The organism is Streptomyces sp. CNT372, from assembly GCF_000377145.1.
The window spans coordinates 112,055-133,479 of record NZ_KB897791.1; the positions used below are offsets into that span (position 1 = coordinate 112,055).

A 21,425-nucleotide genomic window follows, 5' to 3' on the forward strand; every position below is an offset into this window, starting at 1 on the left:
AAGGGCACGGAAAACCCGCCGTGGACACGGCGATTGCGGAGGATCAGGGTGGGGACCACGCAGCTCGAAACGGTGCCGGAGCCCAAGTACTGGCACCTCAAGACCGTGCTTTCCGAAGCTCTCGACAGGGACTTCGCGGTCGGCGAGATCCTGCCCAACGAGCGTGACCTCGCCGCCCGGTTCGGCGTCGCCCGCGCCACCCTGCGACAGGCCCTGGAGCAACTGGAGCTGGAGGGCCGCCTCCAGCGCCGCCGGGGCGTCGGCACCACCGTCGCGCCCCCGCGCGTGGGAGTGGACGTCTCCGCCTCCCGATCCGACTGGCCCGGCGCCGACCAGCACGCCTGGCAGCCCACCGAGTGCACCGCCGCCGTCCCGCCCGCCGCCGTCGCCGCCCACCTCGGCACCGAGCCCGACGAGCGGACCCACGTGGTGCGCCGGGTGCGCAAGGGCCACGACCAGCCGGTCGCCGCCGAACTGCTGTACGTGCCGGCCGCGTCCGTGCCCGACCTGCCCGCGATCGACGCTCCCTCCGGCCCCGCCCTCGCCCGCGGCGTGCTGCGCGAGCTGGCCCGCCTGGAGCCCGAGGGCCAGGACCGCGCCGTCGAACTGGGCTCCGCGGGAGCGGTCGACGCCAAGGAACTCGACCGGCTGCCCGGCGCCCCGGTCCTGGTCGTGACCACCCGCTACTTCGCCGGCGGGCGGACCGCGGCGGTCTCGGTCGCCACCTACCGCGCCGACACCTGCCGGCTCACCTTCGGCGCTCAGGGAGACCTGGAGATCAGTCACGAGGAGCAGCGCCGCGCCTCCTGACCCGCCGTGCGCCCCGCCGCGCGCGGGGCGTCAGCGGCGGGCCGTGACCGTGCCCTCCACGGCGAACAACTGCTCCTCCACATGGTCCAGCGCGAGGCGCAGCGCCCCCGTGGCCACCGCCGCCTCGCCCAGCAGGGAGAGCGCCACCCGCGGCGGACGCAGACAGTAGCGCGACAACTCCCGCTGCACCGGCGCCAGTACGCCGTCCAGACCGGCCGCCCAGCCGCCGATCACGACCAGTTCGGGGTCGAGGGCCAGCACCAGGGCGGCGACATCGTGCACGAGCCGCTGGATGAACCGCTCGACGGCCGCACGGGCCCGCTCGTCGCCGCTCCGGGCCAGCGCGAACACCTCGGCGACCGCATGCTCGTCCAGGGGGTGCAGAGGCTCGTCCGTCGTGGACAGCAGCTTCTCCGGGGTCACGCCCCGGCCCAGCAGATGCAGGGCGCCGATCTCCCCGGCCGCGCCGCCGAAGCCGCGGTGCAGCCGCCCGCCGATCAGCGAACCCGCCCCCGGGCTCAGGCCCGCCATCACGAACACGATGTCGTCCGAGTCCGTCCCGGCGCCCTTCCAGTGCTCGGCGACGGCCGCCGCGTTCGCGTCGTTCTCCACCAGGACGGGGCAGCGGAAGGAGCGCCGCAGGCGGTCGCCGAGCGGCAGCCCGGTCCAGCCCGGCAGCGCGGTCGACAGCCGCACGGTGCCGTCCGCCTCCACGATCCCCGGCGAACCCACGCCCACCGCCCGCAGATTGCTGCGCGGCACCCCGGTGCGCCGCAGCACGTCCGCGACGGCGCCGCGCACCTTCTCCAGCCGGTCGTCCGCGCTCGCCGCCTCCGACACCTCACGGGTCCCGGCGCCGATGATCCGCCCGTCCAGCCCCGACAGCAGCGCGGCGACCCGGTGCGGGCCGATCTCCACGCCCAGCAGATGACCGGCCTCGGCCCGGAACCGGTAGCGCCGCGCGGGCCTGCCCTGGCGGCGGGCGCCACCCTCCTCGGGGACGCTCTCCACCACCAGCCCGGCCTCCACCAGACCTTCCACGACGCCTTCGACGGTCGGCCGCGACAGTCCGGTGATCCGGGTGAGATCGGTCAGGGTGGGGGAGTCGGCCGCCCGCAGGGAATGGAGCACCACCGCGGAGTTGATGCGCCGCAGCAGCGAGGGATCTCCACCGGTCAGCCGCCCCACAGTCCGTCCTCCCGGTCGTGCGTTCCTGCCGGATCGTACTCGTTGCCGCCCCCGAGGGGTGGGGCCGGGCCCGGCGCGGTGGGGCCGGGCCGCCCGTCCGAGGCCCCCCGCGCGCTACGCCGTGCGGTCCGGCGTCCGGGACGCCGCCACGCGCAGCCGGGCGAACGCCTCCGCCATCGTCTCCACCGTCCAGTGCGCGTTGAGGCCGCTGGGATTCGGCAGGACCCAGATCCGCGTCCCGCCGACGGTCCGCTCCTGCGGGCCGACCGCCGCCGTCCGCTCCTGGAACGCCCTCCGGTACGCGGTGATCCCGACGACCGCCAGCCAGCGCGGCCGCAGCCGCTCCACCTTGGCCACCAGCAGCCGGCCGCCCTCGCGGTACTCCTCGGCGCTCAGCTCGTCCGCCCGCGCCGTCGCCCTCGCCACCACATTGGTGATCCCGATGCCCAGCCCCGGGAGCCGGTCCTGCTCGGACGGCTTCAGCAGCTCCGGGGTGAAGCCGGACCGGTGCAGCACCGGCCAGAAGCGGTTCCCCGGACGGGCGAAGTGGTGGCCCGTCGCCGCCGTCATCAGCCCGGGGTTGATCCCGCAGAACAGCACCCGCAGGCCGTCCGCGACCACGTCCGGCACCAGCCGGTCGCGGGCGGCCTCCAGTTCGGCGGCGGTGAAGCGCGTCAGAGGATCGCCCCGGGCGCGTAGCCGGCCGCCTCCGGGTACCGCTTGACGGTCTCGTCGATCCGCGCGACCACGGCCGCGACCTGGCCGGCCGCGGCGCCGGTGAACGACAGCTTGTCCGCCATCAGCGCGTCCAGTGCGGCCCGGTCCAGCGGAATCCGCTCGTCCGCCGCCAGCTTGTCCAGCAGCTCGTTGCGCTCCGCGCCCTGCTCCCGCATCGCCAGCGCGGAGGCCACCGCGTGCTCCTTGATCGCCTCGTGCGCGACCTCCCGGCCCACCCCGGCGCGCACCGCGCCCATCAGGACCTTCGTGGTGGCGAGGAACGGCAGGTACCGGTCCAGCTCGCGGGAGACGACCGCCGGGAACGCGCCGAACTCGTCGAGCACGGTCAGGAAGGTCTCCAGCAGGCCGTCGAAGGCGAAGAACGCGTCCGGCAGCGCGACGCGGCGGACCACCGAGCAGGAGACGTCGCCCTCGTTCCACTGGTCGCCCGCCAGCTCGCCGGTCATCGAGGCGTAGCCGCGCAGGATCACCATCAGGCCGTTGACGCGCTCGCAGGAGCGGGTGTTCATCTTGTGCGGCATCGCCGAGGAGCCGACCTGGCCCGGCTTGAAGCCCTCGGTCACCAGCTCGTGGCCGGCCATCAGCCGGACCGTCCTGGCGACCGAGGACGGCGCGGCGGCGAGCTGCACCAGCGCGGAGACCACGTCGTAGTCCAGTGAGCGGGGGTAGACCTGGCCCACCGAGGTGAAGGCGTGCGCGAAACCGAGGTGGCCCGCGATCCGCCGCTCCAGCTCTGCCAGCTTCTCCGCGTCGCCGCCGAGCAGGTCCAGCATGTCCTGGGCGGTGCCCACCGGGCCCTTGATCCCGCGCAGCGGGTAGCGGCCGAGCAGGTCCTCCAGCCGGCCGAAGGCGACCAGCAGTTCGTCGGCCGCCGTGGCGAAGCGCTTGCCCAGGGTGGTGGCCTGCGCCGCCACGTTGTGCGAGCGGCCGGCCATGACCAGCTCCGCGTACTCGCCCGACAGCTTCCCGAGCCGGGCCAGCACCGCCACGGTGCGGTCGCGCACCAGCTCCAGGGAGAGCCGGATCTGGAGCTGCTCCACGTTCTCGGTGAGGTCCCGGGAGGTCATGCCCTTGTGGACGTGCTCGTGCCCGGCGAGGGCGTTGAACTCCTCGATACGGGCCTTCACATCGTGCCGGGTGACCTTCTCGCGCTCCGCGATCGACGCCAGGTCGACCTGGTCGAGGACGCGCTCGTAGTCGGCGAGGGCCGTGTCCGGGACGTCGATCCCGAGGTCCTTCTGGGCGCGCAGCACCGCCAGCCAGAGCCGGCGCTCCAGCCTGACCTTCTCCTCGGGGGACCAGAGGACGGCAAGCTCCGTGGAGGCATAGCGGCCGGCCAGGACATTGGGGATGCGAGGCTTCGCAGACACAGCAGTCACGTGTCCGGATTCTACTGGTGGTTTCCGCTGGCCGGACCCGCGGTCCCGGTTGTGCGTTGCTACGAGGCCCGTGCCGTCCGGCCCGGGCGGGACGGGGCCGTCACGGCCGTGGCGGCTCGTACGGCAGCAGCTCGGGACGCTTGGCCGGCAGGCCGTCGCCCGAGGAGCGGCCGGTCAGCCGGCGCCCGATCCACGGGCCCAGGTGCTGCCGGGCGAACCGCAGGTCCGCCGCGCGCCGGGCCGCCCACCGGGCCGGGGCGCCGGGCGGCAGCGGTGCGCGCCAGTCGTCCTCGGCGTCCAGGCCCAGGGTCTGCCAGACCGCCTCCGCCACCCGGCGGTGCCCCTCGGAGGTCAGATGCAGCCGGTCCACGTCCCACATCCGCCGGTCGCCCAGGGCGGGTGTCCCGTACAGGTCGACGACGAGGGCTCCGTACTCCGCCGCGAGGGCGTCCACATGCGTGAACAGCTCCTCCATCCGCGGGCGGAAACGTTGCAGCACCGGCCCCTGCCGGCCCGGGGAGCGCATCAGCACCAGGGTGGTGCAGGTGGGGGCGAGCCGCGCCACCGCCTCCTCCAGCAGCCCGCGCACCCGGCCCATGTCGCAGGACGGCCGCAGGGTGTCGTTCAGCCCGCCGACCAGGGTGACCAGGTCCGCCTTCATCCCGGCGGCGAGGTCCACCTGCTCGTCCACGATCTGCCCGATGAGCTTCCCGCGGACCGCGAGGTTGGCGTAGCGGAACCCGGGCGTGCGGCCCGCCAGCCGGGCCGCCAGCAGGTCCGCCCAGCCGCGGTACGTCCCGTCGGGCAGCCGGTCGGACATGCCCTCGGTGAAGGAGTCGCCGACCGCGACAAAACTGGTGTAGGTGGCATTCATCTCCATGGCGCAGCGATCGTACCGCGCGGTAGGGTCCCTCGGTTCCGTACCGGGGAAGGGGAGCGAGCTGTGAGCGACGCACTGCTGAACGCGCTGGCCGAGGCGCTGGCCGGCGTGGTGGCCTCGATCGACGCGAGCGACGAGGAGGAGCTCGATCCGGACATCGCGGTGCGGTGGCTGGAGGACGCCGGCGCGGTCCTGGACCGGCTGTCCCCGGCCGACCGCACCCGCCTCGCGCGCCTGTTCGGTGACGCGGCCGCCCGGCGGCCCGCGGGCCCGGCGCGGGGGGCCCTGCTGCGCGTGGCGGAGGGCTTCGGCCTCGACGACGACCAGCACGAGCGGTACTGCGACGAGATCGAGCACCTGGTCCGCAGGTTCACCGCCCTGGTCCGTGACGCCGACCCGGCCACCCCCGTGCCCACCTGCCCCGGCTGGACCGTCGCCGACCTGCTGCGCCACCACGGCACCACGCACCGGTGGGCCGCCCACACGGTCCGCATCCGGGCGGCGGAGCGGGTGTGGGCCCGGGACGTCCCCCTCGACCTCCCGGACGACCCGTCCGGCCTCCCCGACTGGCTCGCCCGCGCCGCGGACGCCTCCCTCGCGGTGCTCCGGAAGGCGGACCCGGACACCCCGATGTGGTCCCACGGCGCGGACCAGCGGGTGGCGCACTATCCGCGGCGGCTGCTCTTCGAGGCGGTCGTCCATCTCGCCGACGCGCAACTGGCGCTCGGCGCCGACCCGGTGATCGAGCCGGGCACGGCAGCCGACGGGATCGAGGAGTTCCTGGTGAACCTCCCCCTGCTGCCGCGCCTCGCGGACCAGGTCGCGGAACTGCCCGCCGGGTCGCTTCTGCTGTCGGCCCGCGACTCGGGCGCGGCATGGACGATCTCCTTCGGCCCGTCCGGCTTCGCCTGGACACCGAACCGGCCCACGGGCCCGCCGGTGTCCCGCGGCCGTGCGTCCGCCACCGACCGCCCGGCGGCGGACGCGCGGCCGTCGGCGGACGTCACGGCGGACGCGGCGGACCTCCTGCTCCTTCTCTACGGCCGCCGGGCACCCGGCGACCCGGGCGTCACGGCCACGGGCGACCGGTCCCTCCTCGCCGCGTGGCGCGCGGCGACCACGTTCTGAGCCGGCACCGCCGACCGCTCCGGCCCGCCCACGCCTTCACGGGCCCGGACCGCCCCGCGCGGACCCCGCGCGGTCACCCTTCCGGGCGGCCCACCAGTTCGCGGAGGATGTCCTCCATCGTCACCAGGCCCTCCGGCCGGCCCCGTTCGTCGAGGACGGCCGCGAGGTGGGTCCGGCTGCGGCGCATAGCGTTCAGAACGTCGTCCAAGGGGGTTGTCGCCCGGACCCGGGCGATCGGCCGCATCGCCGACACCGGGAACGGCACATCGCGCGGCTGCGCGTCCAACGCGTCCTTGACGTGCAGATAGCCCAGGATCCGACGGCCCGGGTCGATCACCGGGAAGCGTGAGAAGCCGGACTCGGCCGACAGCCGCTCCAGTTGCTCCGGTGTCGTGCCCGCCTTCGCGTACACCACCTGCTCCACGGGCCGCACCACGTCCCGGACCGGCCGGCGGCCCAGCTCCAGCGCGTCGCGCAGGCGCTCGGCCGAGCGGTCGTCCAGCAGGCCGGCCTCGCCCGAGTCCTGCACCAGCGTGGCGAGTTCGTCGTCGGAGAAGGTCGCCGCGACCTCGTCCCTGGGCTCCACCCGCAGCAGCTTCAGCAGCCCGTTCGCCAGCGCGTTGATGGTGAAGATGACCGGCCGCAGCGCGCGGGACAGCGCGACCAGCGGCGGGCCGAGGAGCAGTGCGGTCCGCCGCGGCTCGGCGAGGGCGATGTTCTTCGGCACCATCTCGCCCAGCAGCATGTGCAGATACGTGGCCACGGCCAGCGCGATGACGAACGACAGCGGGTGCACCAGCCCGTGCGGCACCCCCACCGCGTCGAAAAGAGGCTCCAGCAGATGGGCGATGGCCGGTTCGGCGACGATGCCGAGGACCAGGGTGCACAGCGTGATGCCGAGCTGTGCGGCGGCGAGCAGCGCCGAGACGTGCTCCAGGGCCCACAGGACGCTGTGCGCCCGCTTGTTCCCTGCCTGCGCCTCGGGCTCGATCTGGTCGCGGCGCACCGAGATCAGGGCGAACTCGGCGCCGACGAAGAAGGCGTTGGCCACCAGGGTCAGCAGACCGATGGTGAGCTGGATCGCGGTCACCGGCCCCCCTCCCCGGACGCGCGGCCCTCGGCCCCGCCGGTCCCGGGCCTCCCGTCACCCTCGGGCCCCCCGTCGCCGTCGGGCGGCACGGACCCCTCCGGCGGTTGCGGCGGCTCGTGCATCAGCACCCGCGCCGCCCGCCGCCCTGTCGCGTCCACCACGTCGAGCCGCCAGCCCGCCACGTCGACGCTGTCGCCCTCGGCCGGGATGCGGCCCAGTTCCGTGGCCACCACACCCGCCAGGGTCTCGTAGGGACCGTCCGGCACCCGCAGCCCGATCGTCGCCAACTGGTCGGTCCGCGCCGCGCCGTCCGCCGACCAGAGCCGGCGCCCGTCGGCGTCCTCACCCGCCCGCGCGAGGTCGGGGCTCTCGTGCGGGTCGTGTTCGTCCCGCACCTCGCCCACGACCTCCTCCACGATGTCCTCCAGGGTCACCACCCCGGCCGTACCGCCGTACTCGTCGATGACCACGGCCATCGCGGAGCGCCCCGACAGCCGGTCCAGCAGCCGGTCCACGGTCAGCGACTCGGGTACGAGGACCGGCTCGCGCAGCATGTCGGTCACCGGGAGCCGGGTCCGCTCGGCGGCCGGGACGGTGAGCACGTCCTTGATGTGCGCGATGCCCACCACCGTGTCGAGACCGCCCCGGTAGACGGGGAAACGCGACAGGCCGGTCGCCCGGGTGGCGTTGGCCACGTCCTCGGCGGTCGCCTGGACGTCGAGGGCCATCACCTGCACGCGGGGCGTCATCACGTTCTCCGCGGTGAGTTCGGCCAGGTTGAGGGTGCGGACGAACAGCTCGGCGGTGTCGGCCTCCAGCGCGCCCTCCTTCGCGGAGTGGCGGGCGAGGGCGACCAGCTCCTTGCGGCTGCGCGCGGACGCCAGCTCCTCGGTGGGTTCCATGCCCAGCCGGGTCACGATGCGGTTGGCCTCCGCGTTCAGATGCGCGATCAGCGGCCGGAACGCGGCGGTGAACACCCGCTGCGGCGTGGCGACCACCTTCCCGACGGCCAGTGGCGAGGAGATCGCCCAGTTCTTCGGCACCAGTTCGCCGACGACCATCAGCACCACCGTGGACAGCGCCGTCCCGATGACCAGCGCCACCGAGGAGGCCACCGACGGCGCGAGGCCCAGGTCCTCGACCGGGCCCCGGATCAGCTTGGCGATCGACGGCTCGGCGAGCATGCCGACGATCAGATTGGTGACGGTGATGCCGAGCTGCGCGCCGGAGAGCTGGAAGGTCAGACTCCGCACGGCCTTCAGCGCGCTCGCCGCACCCCGTTCACCGCGCTCGGCGGCCCGCTCCAGCTCACCGCGTTCGACGGTGGTGAGCGAGAACTCCGCGGCGACGAAGGCCCCGCAGGCCAGCGACAGCAGGACGGCCACCAGGAGCAGGCCTACTTCGGTCATCGGACCGCCTCCGTCCGGTGGACCGGACGTGCCGGGACGGGGCCGGGAGCCGGCGTTCGACGTGTGGGACGGGGCTCGGGCCCGGTCCGGTGGGGAGGCTCGCCCATGCGCGGACGCTCACACCTTTCGTACGGGGGAGGGGCCGGAACGCCCTCATCGTATGCGTCCTTCTGTCCGCTGACGGGGGACGCCATACGTCCGCATCGCCCGGTGTCCCATCGCGGTACGTCCGCCTCACACGTACGGCTTGACCCAGCGTCGCCAGTGGTCCTCCCGGTGGTAGCCGGCCGCCGCCCAGGCGCTCCGGGCGCTTTCGTCGGCCTCCAGCACCATCGCGTCGCCGCGCCGCCCGCCCACGGCGGCGAAACGGTGCTCCGCCGCCCGGAGCAGCGCGGCCGCGATGCCCCGGCGGCGGTGGGACGGCAGCACGGCGAGCCGGTAGAGGGAGCAGCGCCGGCCGTCCCAGCCCGCGATGACCGAGCCCACCAGGACCCCGTCCGCCTCGGCGAGGATCAGGGCCTCGGGGTCACGGGCGATCAGGCGGGCGACGCCGTCGGGGTCGTCGGTGATGCTGGTGCCCTCGGCGGCCGTCCGCCAGAAGGCGAGCACGGCCTCGGCGTCGGACGCGACGGCGGTACGGATGCGGGGCCCGGCGGCGGGGCTCTCGGCCGGGGACCGGGTGGCCGGGGTGTCGGTGCCGTTCATGGCCGGGAGCCAAACACGGGCCCGTTCCGGTCCGGTCCGCCGGCCAATTCCACGGTGCGGGACGGCCCGCGGCGCGCGGGGCGGCAGGCGCCGGGCGGGGCGATATGACGGGGCGCCGGCTCAGGTGGCGGCCGGGCGGCGGGCCGTGCCGATGACGCACGGGGAGGTCGGCAGGCGCGGACCCGTCTCGGGGATGCGCAGCCTGCGGTACGTGCCGAGTTCGAAGCCCGCCGCCTCGATCGCGGCGACCGTGTCCCGCGCGGTGTGGCAGCCGCCGAAGAGACGCGGCCACACCGTCCGGTCCAGCGCGCGCTGGGTGCGGGCCAGACCGGGCGTGGCCGCCACGCCGTGTTCGAAGAAGCGGAGTTCACCGCCGGGCCGCAGCACCCGCCGGATCTCGGCCAGCGCCCGGTCCACGTCCCGCACCGAGCACAGCACCAGCGAGGCCACGGCCGCGTCGAAGCCCTCGCTCTTCACCGGCAGCGCCTCCGCGGTGCCCGGCACCACGTCCACCGGGACGTCCGCCCGCACGGCCGCCTCCACCGCGGCCCGGCGCAGGATGCGCTCCGGTTCCAGGGCGACCACCTCGCTGACGGCCGGCGGATAGTGCGCGAAGTTGAGGCCGTTGCCCGCCCCGATCTCGATGACCCGCCCGGAGAGCCCGGTCAGAAGTTCCGCGCGGTAGGCCGCGATCCCGCCCTTGAGATCGGCGGAGACGCTGAACCGTGCGTAGAGGCGGGCGAACAGCGGATGGCTGACGGCGTCACCGGACACCTTCGCGGAGCGCGGGACCATGGGGGACCTCCTCAAAGGGGCACGGCCGGTCGGGGCCATTCTCCCCACCGAGCCCGCCGCCCACCCTCCCGTCGGCTACGGCGCCGCGTCCCTCCCCGGGCCGGCACCGGCGCCGTGGCCCGCGACGAAGCAGAACTCGTTGCCCTCCGGGTCCGTCAGCACCTGGAAGCGGCCGTGGTCGTCCGTGACGACGGCGCCGACGCGCACCGCCCCCAGCCGGACGGCCTCGTCGGCCGCGGCGTCCACGTCCCCCGCGTCGAGGTCCAGGTGCAGCCGGTTCTTGGCGGCCTTGCCCTCGGGGACGCGCTGGAAGGCGAGGCGAGCCCAGCCCGGCGGGTCCACGTAGGACCAGTCCGCGGAGCGGTCCACCGGGTCGCCGCCGACCAGGGCCGCCCAGAAGCGGACGAGGCGGGCGGGGTCGTGGCAGTCGAGGACGATCTCGTCGAGACGCGCGCGCATGCGGTCAGCCCAGGCGGTGTGCGTCGGCCGCCGGGCCGTGCGTCAGCCCCGGCAGGCGGCGGCCCGGACCCCAGGCCCCGGCCGGCGGGCCGTACCCCAGGCGCCCGCCGGCAGGCCCGGGCCTCAGGGGGCGGCCGGGGGCCGGTGGGCCGTGGCGAAGGCGGACGCGTCCCAGCGGCCCCCGAGGGCCGGGGCGAACCAGTCGGCGGCCGCCCGCCGGAACGCGGCCGGAGCGAGCGCGCCCGCGCCCTCGGGGACGGCGCCCAGCAGCGGGGCTCCCGCCGCCTCGGGGAGGTCCGCCAGATTGCATCGGGCCGCGAGATCCGGCGCGTCCGGCCAGCTCCCCACGACCACGCCGAGCTGCTCCAGCCCTCGCGCGCGCAGCGCCTCGGCGGTCAGCGCGGTCGCGTTGAGCGTGCCGAGGCCCGCCGCGGCGACGACCAGGACGGGCGCGCCGAGGAGGGCCGCCGCGTCCGCCAGGGTGCCGCCCGTGTCGTCCAGGCGCACCAGCAGTCCGCCCGCGCCCTCTACGAGCACCAGGTCGTGCCCGGCGGCGAGCTTCCCGGCCGCCTCCGCGACCCGGTCCGGCCCGACCGGGGGCAGACCGGCCCGCCGTGCGGCCGTCGCCGGGGCCAACGGCTCGGGGAAACGGGCCAGTTCGGCGGTGGTGACGGCACCGGCCAGGCGCGCGGCTTCGGCCGCGTCGCCCGGCTCACCGGCGGCCACCCCGGTCTGCGCCGGCTTCAGCACGGCGACGGACCGGCCGCCCGCGGCGGCGAGGGCGGCGACGGCGGCGGTGACCACGGTCTTTCCGATCCCGGTTCCCGTACCGGACACGACGATCACTGACATGGTGCGCTGTCGCTTTCTGTTCCCGTTGCCCATCGATGGTCCCGGCCCTCAAGGGGCCCCTTGCTCAGCCCGCCCGCGCCGCCGCGTACACCGCCCGGCAGACGCGCGCCAGGTCCTCGTCCCCGGTGACGTACGGCGGCATCACGTACACCAGGTCGCGGAACGGCCGTACCCAGACGCCCTCGCGCACCGCCGCGGCCGTGGCCGCCGCCATGTCCACCGCGTGGTCGAGCTGGACGACCCCGATCGCGCCGAGGACGCGTACGTCCACCACGCCCGGCAGTTCCCGGGCCGGAGCCAGCCCCTCGCGCAGGCCCGCCTCCAGCCGCTTGATCTCCCGGCGCCAGTCCTGACCCAGCAGCAGATCGATCGACGCGCAGGCCACGGCGGCGGCCAGCGGGTTGCCCATGAACGTCGGCCCGTGGGCCAGCACCGGCACCTCGCCCCGCGAGATCCCGTCCGCCACCCGCGCCGTGCACAGGGTCGCCGCCATCGTCAGATAGCCGCCGGTCAGGGCCTTCCCCAGGCACATCACATCCGGCGAGACCCCGGCGTGGTCCGCCGCGAACAGCTCGCCCGTGCGCCCGAACCCGGTCGCGATCTCGTCGAAGACCAGCAGCACCCCGTGCTCGTCGCAGGCCTCGCGCAGCACCCGCAGATACGCGGGGGAGTGGAAGCGCATCCCGCCCGCGCCCTGCACCACCGGCTCGACGATCACCGCCGCCGTCTCGCCCGCGTGCGCGGCGATCAGGTCCCGCAGGCCCTGCGCGTACGCCTCCTCGTAGGCGGCGGGCGGCGCGTCGGCGAAGACCTGGCGGGGCAGGACACCCTGCCACAGCTCGTGCATCCCGCCCTCCGGGTCGCACACCGACATCGGCTGCCAGGTGTCCCCGTGGTAGCCGCCGCGCCAGGTCAGCAGCCGCTGCTTCTCCGGGCGGCCGAGCGAACGCCAGTACTGGAGGCACATCTTGACCGCGACCTCCACCGACACCGAGCCCGAGTCGGCGAGGAAGACGTGCCGCAGCGGCTCGGGAGTGATCTCCACCAGCCGGGCGGCCAGCCGGACGGCGGGCTCATGGGTGAGCCCGCCGAACATCACATGGCTCATCCGGCCGAGCTGGGCGGTCGCCGCCTCGTTCAGCACCGGGTGGTTGTAGCCGTGCACGGCCGACCACCAGGACGCCATCCCGTCGATCAGCTCCCGCTGCCCGTGCGCCTCGCGGGCCAGCCGCAGCCGCACCCCGGACGCCGACTCGACGACCAGCGGGTCCGTACGGCCCGGCATCGGGCCGTACGGGTGCCACACGTGCGCCCGGTCCAGGGCGAGCAGCGCGTCCGGGGTGTACGCGGCCGGGGCCGCCGGGGAGGCGGGGTCAGGCATTGGGGGCGACGTCCGTCCCCGCGCCCCGGCGGCGTACCGCGACCAGGTCGGTCCGCGCCGCGCCCGCCGCGGGCTCGGCGACCGGTGCCGGGGCCACGGGCTCGGCGTCCGCGGTCTCGGCCGCCGGGGCCTCGGCGCCGCAGCCCCCGCCCTCGCCGCCGTCACCGCAGACGGAACCGCACCCGCCGCCGCCCGCTGTGACCCGGTGCCCGGGCAGCGTCGTGGTGTCCGTGCCCTCCACCTCGAAGCCGGCGTCCGCGATCATCTCCAGGTCCGCCTTGCCCGCCTGGCCCTCGCTGGTCAGGTAGTCGCCCAGGAAGATCGAGTTCGCCAGGTGCAGCGCCAGCGGCTGGAGGGTGCGCAGATGCACCTCGCGGCCGCCCGCGAGGCGGACCTCCACGTCCGGGCAGACGAACCGCACCATCGCCAGGATGCGCAGCGCCCGCTGCGGGGTCAGGTTCCACTCCTTGGCCAGCGGCGTCCCCTCGAAGGGGATCAGGAAGTTCACCGGCACCGAGTCCGGGTCCAGCTCCCGCAGCGCGTAGACCACGTCGACCAGGTCCTCGTCGCTCTCGCCCATGCCCGCGATCAGCCCGGAGCACGCGGACAGCCCCGCCGCGTGCGCCTTGTTGACCGTGTCCACGCGGTCCGCGTAGGTGTGCGTGGTGGTGATCTCGCCGTAGGTGCCCTCGGAGGTGTTCAGGTTGTGGTTGTACGCGTCCGCGCCCGCGTCGCGCAGCCGCTCGGCCTGGCCGTCGGAGAGCAGCCCGAGGCAGGCGCACACCTCCACGCCCTCGTTCTGCTCCTTGATCGCCTCGATGGTCTTCGAGACCCGGTCCACGTCCCGGTCCGTCGGACCGCGCCCGCTCGCCACCAGGCAGACGCGCTTGGCACCCCCGGCCACCCCCGCGGCGGCCGCCTCGGAGGCCTGCTCGGGCTTCAGCCAGGTGTACTTGAGGATCTCCGCCTTCGACCCCAGCCGCTGGGAGCAGTACGAGCAGTCCTCGGGACAGAGTCCGGACTTGAGGTTGACCAGGTAGTTGAGCTTCACCCGCCGCCCGAACCACCGGCGGCGCACCCGGCCCGCCGCGGCCACCACATCGAGCAGATCGTCGTCGGAGGTCGCCAGCACGGCGAGCGCTTCTTCACGGGTCGGCAGCTCGCGCCGCAGCCCCTTCTCCACCAGCGTGTTCAGCAGGTCCATGGCGCTGATCCTTACCCACGGCACGGGCCCCGGCCAAGGAGGAACTCGACAACAGGGCTCGATTCAGGTGTGTGCATGGCCACATCCCGGACAGGGCGTGGGCCGGTTAGGGTCTGTCCGCTGCCTACAAAAGGACCGGACTCCTCATGCCGCTGGCCCCGCAGGATCCCTTCGACTGGATCGACGAGGAGGCGCACCGCCGCGCACGCGCCGGACTGGAGCGTACCCTGCGGCCCCGGGAGGCGGGCGCCGGGCCGCTGGACCTCGCGAGCAACGACTACCTCGGTCTGACCCGCAGGCCCGAGGTCACCGCGGCGGCCGGCGCGGCGGCGGAACGCTGGGGCGCGGGCGCGACCGGGTCCCGGCTGGTCACCGGCAGCACCGCCCTCCACGCCGGGCTGGAGCGCGCACTCGCCGCGTTCTGCGGCTTCGAGTCGGCCCTGGTGCTCTCCTCCGGCTACGCGGCCAACCTCGCCGCCGTCACCGCGCTGAGCGGCGGCCCGGACGGGCTGGTCGTCTCCGACGCGGGCAACCACGCCTCGATCGTCGACGGCTGCCGGCTCGCCCGCGCCGAGACCGCCGTCGTCCCGCACACCGACCCGGAGTCCGTGCGCAAGACCCTCGGCGCCCACCCCGGCCGCCGGGCCCTCGTCGTCACCGACTCGGTCTTCTCCGTGGACGGGGACGCCGCGCCGCTGCCCGAACTGGCCGCCGTCTGCCGTGAGGCGGGCGCGGCCCTTCTCGTCGACGACGCGCACGGGCTGGGCGTCCTCGGCGAGGGCGGCCGCGGGGCCCTGCACGCGGCCGGGCTCGCGGGCACGCCGGGGACCGTCGCGACGCTCACCCTCTCCAAGTCCCTGGGCAGCCAGGGCGGCGCGGTGCTCGGCCCTGCCCGCGTCATCGAGCACCTGGTCAACACGGCGCGGACGTTCATCTTCGACACCGGTCTCGCCCCGGCCGCGGCGGGGGCGGCGCTGGCGGCCCTCCGCGTCCTCGGCCGCGAGCCCGCGCTCGCGCACCGGGCCCGGGAGGTCGCGGCGGAGCTGCACGCCCGGCTCACGGCGGCAGGCCTGACGGCGGCGCGCCCGGACGCGGCGGTCGTCTCCGTCCGCGCGCCCTCGCCGGAGGCGGCGCTCCGGTGGGCGGCGGACTGCCGGGCGGCCGGCCTGCTCGTCGGCTGCTTCCGCCCGCCGTCCGTCCCCGACGGCATCTCCCGCATCCGCCTCACGGCCCGCGCGGACCTCACGGACGCGCAGTTGGACACGGCAGTGACGACGATCCTGACGACGGCACCGCACGACGGGAACGCCGACGCCTGAGCGCCGGTGTGCGCGGCGCCGGGCCGCCCGTCCGGACACGGGTCGACACCCGGGCGGGAGGGCTCGCGGCCCGGCCGGGCCCGGCCCACGCGTTGCGGGCCCCGGCCCCGGGCGGACACCCGCACGCCGTCCGGTGTCCCGGCCGGCCCCCACCGCCGGGGGCACGGCCCGGCGCGGGGCGGACACCCGCCCCCGCGCCACCCCGGTGCGATGCCGCCCCCGCGCGGCCGCCCCGAGCGAGCCCCGCCACCCCGGTGCGACGCAGCCCGTGCCCCTGCCCCTGCGCGGCGCACCGCCCCTGCCCGGGACCCGCCGCCCGGCGAGCCCCGCCGCGCACACCGGCGCGGTGCGGTCGCGCGGGGGCGCACACGCCGCCGCGTTCCCGCACCGAGTGCCCCCATATGCGGTTTCCCGGCGCACAGTTCACTTCTTCGAGCGACAGATGCCTCCGTATCCGGGCGGATTCGCCCCCCGGCCGCCGCCCCGGATGGCAGTCTGACGGCGCAGGGCGTTCCGGGCGGGCCGCCCTCGCGTGCCAACCGCCGCGACTCCGCGGGCGGCCCGGGTGGGAAAGGGACCAAGCGCCATGGCAGACCGTCACGAAGCATCCGTCACACTGCCGAGCGACCCGGCCTCCGTCTCCGTCGCGCGCCGGCATGCCGTGGAGGCGGTCCGCTCCTGGGGGCTGCCGGACGACAGCGACGCCGTCGACACCGTGCGCCTGATCGTCTCCGAGCTGGCCACCAACGCCGTGCAGCACACCTTCGGGATGTCCCCGACCTTCCGCGTCGACCTCACTCTGGAGCGCGACGAGCGCCTGACCATCGGGGTGACCGACAGCCACCCCCGTCATCCGCGCCGGCTTCCCGCGGCCGTGCGCCAGGACAACGGCCGCGGGATGGGGATCATCCGTACCCTTACCGCGCAGTACGGCGGCCGGCTCTCGGTCACGCCCACCGACGAGGGCGGCAAGACGGTCTGGATCGCGCTGCCCTGGACCGTCCCGGTCTGCTGAGTCCGCCGGCCCCGGGCCCCGCCCGGGCATGCGCACCCGATGGCCCCTGCCGCCTTCCGCAGCCCCCCGCGCGCCCTGACCAAAGCCGACGGCCGGGTGCTAGTGCACCCGGCCGTAGGAGACCCTGCTGGTCCAGATCTTGGCGAGCCGGACCACGTCGCCGGTTTTCGGCGAGTGCCAGATCCGGCCGCCGCCCGCGTAGATCCCGACGTGGTAGACGGACCCCCCGGAATGGAAGAACACCAGGTCCCCGCGTTTCCGGTTGCCCGACGGGACATGCGCGGTGCGGTTGTACTGCTGCTGTGCCGTGCGCGGAAGGGACTTGCCCGCCTTCTTGTACGAATAGAGCGTCAGCCCGGAACAGTCGAAACGGTTCGGCCCGGCGGCCCCGAATCTGTACGGCGCCCCCTTCTTGGAGGCCGCCACCTGGAGTGCCTCGCCCGCGTGACTGCTGGCGGCCCGGGCCTCCGGCGCCGCGCCCGGGAGAAGGAGGGAGCCGCCGACGGCGGCGACGGTCAGCGCCGAGACGACGCCCGTACGCGAGAGCGAGAACGGGAACGGAACGTGCAACTGCGCGGTCATGCGCAACCCTTCGTCAGCCGCTTGAGAAGGGTGACCTGTCGGGTTCGGACCGGCGAAGACGCCCGGCCGCCGAAGCGGCTTCACCCCGAGGAGCGGCCCGGGATCACCGGATCGCCCCGTACTGCTGGGCCCTCCACTCCTGCCGAATGCACTTCTGTCGACCAGACATCCGGTGCGGCGGCAGGACTCAGCGTCCGCCCGGACCGCCCCGCCGTGGTGGCGGGGGCTTGTCGTCCCACGGATCGTGACCCACGCGTGCCGGAAATCCGAGCTGAAACGGGCGTCGTGAATTCCGTGGCCGATGGCCTGTTCGGGTGGACGCAGCGAGGGATTGCCCCGCTCGGCGGTGGCGGAATCATCGTCGTACCAGCATCGAAACCGTCGATTCGTCCAAATCGGTGGAACGGCCTCGGCAAGTCCTTCGGAGGGCCACATTTTCGGCACGGCTCCACCGAACGGGGGAGGAACGCCGTGACCGTGTTGGCGGTTGACGGCAGCGGAACGCCCGTCAGATCCGTTCCCGGACGCCCCCGAAGACGCGTTCGCCACCGGCGGTGGCACCGCTCACGGAGCCGAAGCGGGCGGCAGCGTCACACGGTTGGCCCGCCGCTCGCCGTCCAGCAGGCGCAGCGCCCGCGTGAGGGTCTCCGCGTAGACCTCGTGCTCGCCGTGCTCGTGCATCAGGGCGAGCGCGTCGCGCAGCGCCGCGGCCCGTGCGACCAGGGCCTGCGCGGCGCGCAGCGCGCCGTAGGTGCGGTCCACCCGGGCCGGGTTGATCCTCCCGAGCTGGTCGACCACCCCGAGATAGCCGTCCACGAACGCGGCCTCGGCGCGGGTGAGGGCGGGCAGCGGCGGCAACTCCGGTGGCAGCACACCGCTCACGGTGTCCGCCGGGGGGTGGCGGCGGCGAGCGGCCGTCGGCCCGCGACGATGTGGTCCACCAGCCCGTACGCGCGGGCCCCCTCGGCGTCGAGGAAGACGTCCCGCTCCAGATCGGCGGCGATCCGGTCGGCGTCCCGGCCGGTGTGCCGCACCAGCATCGCCGCCATCTGCTCGCGCAGGCGCAGCAGTTCCGCCGCGTGGATCTCCAGGTCGGACGGCATCCCGCGCACCGGCTCGTCCGTCGCGGGCTGCCGCACCACGATCCGCGCCCCGGGCAGGGCGGACCGCTTCCCCGGGCTCCCGGCGGCGAGCAGCACGGCGGCGGTCGAGGCGGCCTGCCCGATGCAGGTGGTGGCGACGTCGCATGTGATCGTCGTGAGCGTGTCGTAGATCGCGGTCATCGCGCTGACCGGCCCGCCGGGGGAGTTGATGTAGAGCGCGATGTCCTGCTCGGGCGCCGCGTACTCCAGATACAGCAGCTGGGCCACGACGTCGTTGGCGGCCGTGTCGTCGACCACCGTGCCGAGCATCACGATCCGCTCCCCGAGCAGCTTGGAGTACGGATCAGTGGTCTTGCTGCCGAGACTCGTGCGCTCGGTGAACTCCGGCAGGACATGGCGGGCTGCGGGGCGGTGCATGGCATACCTCTTCCCTGGAACCGTCGGGCCGTCGCCGACCCATCTGTAAAAAATGTACAGGACGTACAGGCCGTTATGATGGGGAGCATGGCCTACGAGATTCCGGTGACGCAAGCCCGCGCAGAGCTCGCCGATCTGATCAACCGCGTCGTCTACGGCGGCGAACGCGTCGTCGTGACCCGCCACGGAAAACCCCTCGTGGCCCTGGTCTCGGCCGCCGACCTGGAACGACTGGAGGGGCCGGCGGCCCCGGCGGACGAGGACGAGGTGATCACCTCTGTCTCCTCCTTCGACCCCACCCCGTCCGCCCCCGGCGAACGCCCCCGCTTCGGCCTGGCAGCCGAACACCGCCCCCCGGACGAGCGCCGGCGCTGAGTGGCCCGCATGCTCCGGTGACCCCGCCGTACGCGAAGCCGGGCAGCGTACGGTGGCGGGGTGGCAGACCAAGACCTGGGCCGGTCACTGCGCCGGCTGCGCCGCCTGGCCGGCTTCACACAGGAGGAGTTGGCCGAACGCTCCGGCGTCTGTGCCGACGTGATCCGGCAACTGGAGCAGGGACGCAAGCACTCGGCGCGCCTCCCCACGCTGCACGCCCTCGCAGGGGGACTCGGGGTGGAGCTGACCGCGCTCCTGGACCTGGGGTGCCCTGGCCACTCTCCTCGCATGGCCCGCAGCACCACACGGCTCCCTGCCACCCCGGTCCACCCGGCGGCGGCCACACCGGCCGTCATACACCAGCCGCAGGTGCGGCGGCGTTGCTGTTCCCTCGGGGAACGGGCGCGTCCCGTTTGTTGAATGAACGAGGTGGCCGACCCCAGATGCTCACCCACATTGAGACAGACCAGTGATCCTTGTGCGTCCGCACAGCCGACTCCCGTATCGTCGCCAGGGTGACCGACGCGAACGTGGCGGACAGGACGCACCTCCCCACAGACGATCTTGCCGCGCTGATCCGGGCATACGACATCGACGAAGTGCTGGACCGACAGCACCTGGCCGATGGCCTCATGAACGTGAACTGGCTGCTGGACACCCGGGCCGGGAGGTTCGCCCTCAAGCGGGTCACGGACGTGCCGCTCGATCGACTGCGTCGCAACCTCGCGGTCCTTCCGGTCCTGGCTTCGTACGGCGTCCCCGTACGTGCCCCGCTCCCCACCGTCCACGGCGATGTGATCGCCGAGGTCCGCGGTGGCGTCTACTGCCTCTTTCCCTGGTCGGCAGGGGGACATATTCACGGAACCGACCTGCCGCTGTCGCAGACGAACATGCTCGGCACACACCTCGCGGGACTCCATACGGCACTCGGCCGTGCTGTCGATGAGGCCGGGATGCCCGCAGTGCCGGCCTCGGTCACCGCTGAGGTGACCGACGCCGGCCGAGCCGTCCAGAAGGCTGACCGGCTTGGCGGAGCCGTGTCGGCCCGGGGCGCGGGCGACGCTTTCGACAGGGCCGCGGGAACTGCCCTGGAAGAACGCAAGATCCTCCTCGACAAGCACGCCCACCTGCGCCCCGATGGAGACACCCCTGCGGGCCCGCACGGCTGGACACACGGTGACTTCCAGTACCGGAACCTCCTCTGGGCGGACGGCGGACTGGTCGCCGTCCTGGACTGGGATCGGCTCGGAGTCCGCCCGTACGCGGAAGAGGTCGTTCGTACGGCGCAGGTGCAGTTCGGGGTGGAGGGCGTGTTCGACCTGGAGCGGGTGGCGGCGTTCGTGGCCGGCTACCGGTCGGTGATCCCGTTGGAGTCGGCCGATCTGGTCGACGCCGCGCGGCGACTGTGGTGGAAGCGAATGACGGACTTCTGGCAGCTCGAGTTCCACTACGACCGGGGCGACCACTCCTGTGACGAGTTGTTCCTCGCCGACGAGGCGCTGCTTCACTGGTGGACGGAGCGGCTCGACGTGGTGGAGCGGGCGTTCGCCGGATCTGCCTAGAGCCCCAGTTCCCGAAGCTCGGGCAGGCACGGTCGCGTGAACGTGACCGCCTGACGTCGGGCCCTCATGCCCAGCGCCTCCTGGTCCGCCTCTCGGATCGCGCGTGCCCACGTCTCGGGTCCGGCTGTGCTCGGCAGGACGAATCCGGCGTCGCCGATGGCTTCGGGGATGCCGCCCCGGTTGGTCCCGATGCTCGGGACGCCGTGGAGCGCGGCCTCGATGATCACGCGGGGGAAGGCGTCTTCCACGGTGGACGGGACCAGCAGCAGGCGATGACTGCGGTACAGAGGCCCCATGTCGTACACGCGGGGCACGTAGGTCACGTTCGGGTAGGCGGCGAAGTCGGCTGCGGTGTCCCACCAGCCTTCGACCAAGGTGAAGTGCTGTTCCGGCATGAGACGGATGAGCTGGCGCAGTAGCTCGGATCCCTTGGCGGGGATGGGGTTGATCATGAGTACGGACGCGGTGCGGGCCTCGCCCGAGCCCTCCCCGGGCAGCGCGAACGGCGGGTACATCACGGCGAGGCGGGTGCCAGGCGTGTGGGGTGCGCGTGCCCGGACGAAATCCGACACGGCGAGGCCGTAGTGGGGTCGGCCGGCGAGGACCCCCAGGCCGGTGGCGGAAACGGAGTGCAGGAGGCCGGCGACGAGCGCGGTCGGTCTGGCCTGCGTGGCGAGCTGCGCCGAGCCTTCCTGCGAGGTGAACACGACATCAGGGCGGAGATCTCCCAGGAGGCTGCCCAGCCCGTGCTCCACCTTGTGCTGCATCAACGCTGCACACTCGACCCCGTTCCACCGGTAACGCAGGGTGCCGTCCGCCTCGTCGTACGGGACGTGATGCTGGTCCAGGTGGGCACGCATGTCGGGGAGCTGGGTGGCTCCGCCCCAGGGCGCCTCGTGCGAGCCGAGATAGGTGACGTGCCAGCCGGCGGCGGTGAGTTCTTCGGCGAGAAGCTGTTGGGTGACCTCGGCGCCGCCGATGAGGAACGGGGGCGGGGTGCGGCGCCAGGCGAACAGGGCGGTGGGCATCTTCCT

At 74.2% G+C, this 21,425-nt stretch carries 22 protein-coding genes and 1 pseudogene; 7 read left to right on the plus strand and 16 right to left on the minus strand.

The genetic code is table 11. The annotated features are described in order from the left end of the window. Positions 1-48 precede the first annotated feature (48 nt). Positions 49-810, plus strand: coding sequence for a GntR family transcriptional regulator (locus C593_RS0126135; protein WP_018850284.1), 762 nt, complete (start codon positions 49-51; stop codon positions 808-810). A 30-nt stretch (positions 811-840) separates the two neighbouring features. Here C593_RS0126135 and C593_RS0126140 read toward each other — a convergent pair whose 3' ends face one another. From C593_RS0126140 to C593_RS0126155, 4 genes are all read right to left on the minus strand, one after another. After that, on the minus strand, positions 841-1,998 hold the full coding sequence (locus C593_RS0126140) for an ROK family transcriptional regulator (RefSeq protein WP_018850285.1): 1,158 nt from the start codon (positions 1,996-1,998) through the stop codon (positions 841-843). Positions 1,999-2,112: 114 nt separating this feature from the next. Next, a complete protein-coding gene (mug, locus tag C593_RS0126145; RefSeq protein WP_078521922.1) occupies positions 2,113-2,676 on the minus strand; it encodes a G/U mismatch-specific DNA glycosylase in 564 nt (187 codons plus the stop codon). Beyond that, the gene (gene purB / locus C593_RS0126150) at positions 2,673-4,115 is read right to left on the minus strand and encodes an adenylosuccinate lyase (protein WP_026278087.1); all 1,443 of its coding nucleotides are present in this window, start codon (positions 4,113-4,115) and stop codon (positions 2,673-2,675) included. The genes mug and purB overlap by 4 nt, the downstream gene beginning before the upstream one ends. Before the next feature lie 100 nt (positions 4,116-4,215). Beyond that, positions 4,216-4,995 (minus strand): SGNH/GDSL hydrolase family protein, encoded by a 780-nt coding sequence (locus tag C593_RS0126155; RefSeq protein WP_018850288.1) that lies wholly within the window; start codon positions 4,993-4,995, stop codon positions 4,216-4,218. A gap of 63 nt (positions 4,996-5,058) precedes the next feature. Between C593_RS0126155 and C593_RS0126160 the strand changes: the two genes are divergently transcribed. Continuing rightward, positions 5,059-6,123, plus strand: coding sequence for a maleylpyruvate isomerase N-terminal domain-containing protein (locus tag C593_RS0126160; RefSeq protein ID WP_018850289.1), 1,065 nt, complete (start codon positions 5,059-5,061; stop codon positions 6,121-6,123). A gap of 73 nt (positions 6,124-6,196) precedes the next feature. On the opposite strand, the gene C593_RS0126165 is transcribed toward C593_RS0126160, so the two are convergent. From C593_RS0126165 to bioB, 8 genes are all read right to left on the minus strand, one after another. Beyond that, positions 6,197-7,213: a hemolysin family protein gene (locus tag C593_RS0126165; RefSeq protein WP_018850290.1), complete on the minus strand. Its 1,017-nt coding sequence runs from the start codon at positions 7,211-7,213 to the stop codon at positions 6,197-6,199. After that, positions 7,210-8,622: a hemolysin family protein gene (locus C593_RS0126170; RefSeq protein ID WP_018850291.1), complete on the minus strand. Its 1,413-nt coding sequence runs from the start codon at positions 8,620-8,622 to the stop codon at positions 7,210-7,212. The genes C593_RS0126165 and C593_RS0126170 overlap by 4 nt, the downstream gene beginning before the upstream one ends. A gap of 234 nt (positions 8,623-8,856) precedes the next feature. Next, a complete protein-coding gene (locus C593_RS0126175) occupies positions 8,857-9,327 on the minus strand; it encodes a GNAT family N-acetyltransferase (RefSeq protein WP_018850292.1) in 471 nt (156 codons plus the stop codon). A 120-nt stretch (positions 9,328-9,447) separates the two neighbouring features. Next, positions 9,448-10,122 (minus strand): class I SAM-dependent methyltransferase, encoded by a 675-nt coding sequence (locus C593_RS0126180; RefSeq protein ID WP_018850293.1) that lies wholly within the window; start codon positions 10,120-10,122, stop codon positions 9,448-9,450. 75 nt (positions 10,123-10,197) lie between these two features. After that, positions 10,198-10,581, minus strand: coding sequence for a VOC family protein (locus C593_RS0126185; RefSeq protein ID WP_018850294.1), 384 nt, complete (start codon positions 10,579-10,581; stop codon positions 10,198-10,200). Between the two features lie 123 nt (positions 10,582-10,704). Next, positions 10,705-11,433, minus strand: a complete 729-nt coding sequence (bioD, locus tag C593_RS0126190) for a dethiobiotin synthase (RefSeq protein WP_037747163.1) — start codon at positions 11,431-11,433, stop codon at positions 10,705-10,707. A 64-nt stretch (positions 11,434-11,497) separates the two neighbouring features. Next, positions 11,498-12,814 (minus strand): adenosylmethionine--8-amino-7-oxononanoate transaminase, encoded by a 1,317-nt coding sequence (locus C593_RS0126195; RefSeq protein WP_018850296.1) that lies wholly within the window; start codon positions 12,812-12,814, stop codon positions 11,498-11,500. Continuing rightward, a complete protein-coding gene (gene bioB / locus C593_RS0126200; protein ID WP_018850297.1) occupies positions 12,807-14,018 on the minus strand; it encodes a biotin synthase BioB in 1,212 nt (403 codons plus the stop codon). Before bioB ends, C593_RS0126195 begins: the two co-directional genes overlap by 8 nt. A 146-nt stretch (positions 14,019-14,164) precedes the next feature. On the opposite strand from bioB, the gene C593_RS0126205 reads away from it, so the two are divergent. Next, positions 14,165-15,337, plus strand: coding sequence for an 8-amino-7-oxononanoate synthase (locus tag C593_RS0126205; RefSeq protein ID WP_018850298.1), 1,173 nt, complete (start codon positions 14,165-14,167; stop codon positions 15,335-15,337). Positions 15,338-15,923: 586 nt separating this feature from the next. Then, a complete protein-coding gene (locus tag C593_RS0126210) occupies positions 15,924-16,352 on the plus strand; it encodes an ATP-binding protein (protein ID WP_018850299.1) in 429 nt (142 codons plus the stop codon). 99 nt (positions 16,353-16,451) lie between these two features. On the opposite strand, the gene C593_RS0126215 is transcribed toward C593_RS0126210, so the two are convergent. From C593_RS0126215 to C593_RS0126225, 3 genes are all read right to left on the minus strand, one after another. Beyond that, positions 16,452-16,934: a C40 family peptidase gene (locus C593_RS0126215; protein WP_018850300.1), complete on the minus strand. Its 483-nt coding sequence runs from the start codon at positions 16,932-16,934 to the stop codon at positions 16,452-16,454. Between the two features lie 564 nt (positions 16,935-17,498). Beyond that, positions 17,499-17,807: a hypothetical protein gene (locus tag C593_RS0126220; protein ID WP_026278089.1), complete on the minus strand. Its 309-nt coding sequence runs from the start codon at positions 17,805-17,807 to the stop codon at positions 17,499-17,501. Positions 17,808-17,812: 5 nt separating this feature from the next. After that, entirely contained in the window at positions 17,813-18,454 is a 642-nt protein-coding gene (locus C593_RS0126225; RefSeq protein ID WP_018850302.1) for an ATP-dependent Clp protease proteolytic subunit, read from the minus strand. An 87-nt stretch (positions 18,455-18,541) separates the two neighbouring features. Here C593_RS0126225 and C593_RS0126230 point away from each other — a divergent pair, with 87 nt between their 5' ends. From C593_RS0126230 to C593_RS0126240, 3 genes and pseudogenes are all read left to right on the plus strand, one after another. Continuing rightward, entirely contained in the window at positions 18,542-18,829 is a 288-nt protein-coding gene (locus C593_RS0126230; RefSeq protein ID WP_026278090.1) for a type II toxin-antitoxin system Phd/YefM family antitoxin, read from the plus strand. Positions 18,830-18,889: 60 nt separating this feature from the next. After that, a pseudogene (locus C593_RS32085) lies at positions 18,890-19,087 on the plus strand (helix-turn-helix domain-containing protein); the annotation flags it as partial. 218 nt (positions 19,088-19,305) lie between these two features. Then, positions 19,306-20,391 carry a phosphotransferase gene (locus C593_RS0126240; protein ID WP_018850305.1) on the plus strand — a complete coding sequence of 362 codons (1,086 nt, stop codon included), beginning with the start codon at positions 19,306-19,308 and terminating at the stop codon, positions 20,389-20,391. On the opposite strand, the gene C593_RS0126245 is transcribed toward C593_RS0126240, so the two are convergent. Further along, on the minus strand, positions 20,388-21,419 hold the full coding sequence (locus C593_RS0126245; RefSeq protein WP_018850306.1) for a glycosyltransferase: 1,032 nt from the start codon (positions 21,417-21,419) through the stop codon (positions 20,388-20,390). The two genes, C593_RS0126240 and C593_RS0126245, sit on opposite strands and share 4 nt — an antisense overlap. Positions 21,420-21,425: the final 6 nt, after the last annotated feature.

Coding starts and splice junctions, on each gene's coding strand:
- C593_RS0126155 (WP_018850288.1), bottom strand. CDS start 4,995: ATGGAGATGAATGCCACCTACACCAGTTTTGTCGCGGTCGGCGACTCC.
- C593_RS0126170 (WP_018850291.1), bottom strand. CDS start 8,622: ATGACCGAAGTAGGCCTGCTCCTGGTGGCCGTCCTGCTGTCGCTGGCC.
- C593_RS0126175 (WP_018850292.1), bottom strand. CDS start 9,327: ATGAACGGCACCGACACCCCGGCCACCCGGTCCCCGGCCGAGAGCCCC.
- C593_RS0126180 (WP_018850293.1), bottom strand. CDS start 10,122: ATGGTCCCGCGCTCCGCGAAGGTGTCCGGTGACGCCGTCAGCCATCCG.
- C593_RS0126185 (WP_018850294.1), bottom strand. CDS start 10,581: ATGCGCGCGCGTCTCGACGAGATCGTCCTCGACTGCCACGACCCCGCC.
- bioD (WP_037747163.1), bottom strand. CDS start 11,433: ATGTCAGTGATCGTCGTGTCCGGTACGGGAACCGGGATCGGAAAGACC.
- C593_RS0126195 (WP_018850296.1), bottom strand. CDS start 12,814: ATGCCTGACCCCGCCTCCCCGGCGGCCCCGGCCGCGTACACCCCGGAC.
- bioB (WP_018850297.1), bottom strand. CDS start 14,018: ATGGACCTGCTGAACACGCTGGTGGAGAAGGGGCTGCGGCGCGAGCTG.
- C593_RS0126205 (WP_018850298.1), top strand. CDS start 14,165: ATGCCGCTGGCCCCGCAGGATCCCTTCGACTGGATCGACGAGGAGGCG.
- C593_RS0126210 (WP_018850299.1), top strand. CDS start 15,924: ATGGCAGACCGTCACGAAGCATCCGTCACACTGCCGAGCGACCCGGCC.
- C593_RS0126215 (WP_018850300.1), bottom strand. CDS start 16,934: ATGACCGCGCAGTTGCACGTTCCGTTCCCGTTCTCGCTCTCGCGTACG.
- C593_RS0126225 (WP_018850302.1), bottom strand. CDS start 18,454: ATGCACCGCCCCGCAGCCCGCCATGTCCTGCCGGAGTTCACCGAGCGC.
- C593_RS0126230 (WP_026278090.1), top strand. CDS start 18,542: ATGGCCTACGAGATTCCGGTGACGCAAGCCCGCGCAGAGCTCGCCGAT.
- C593_RS0126245 (WP_018850306.1), bottom strand. CDS start 21,419: ATGCCCACCGCCCTGTTCGCCTGGCGCCGCACCCCGCCCCCGTTCCTC.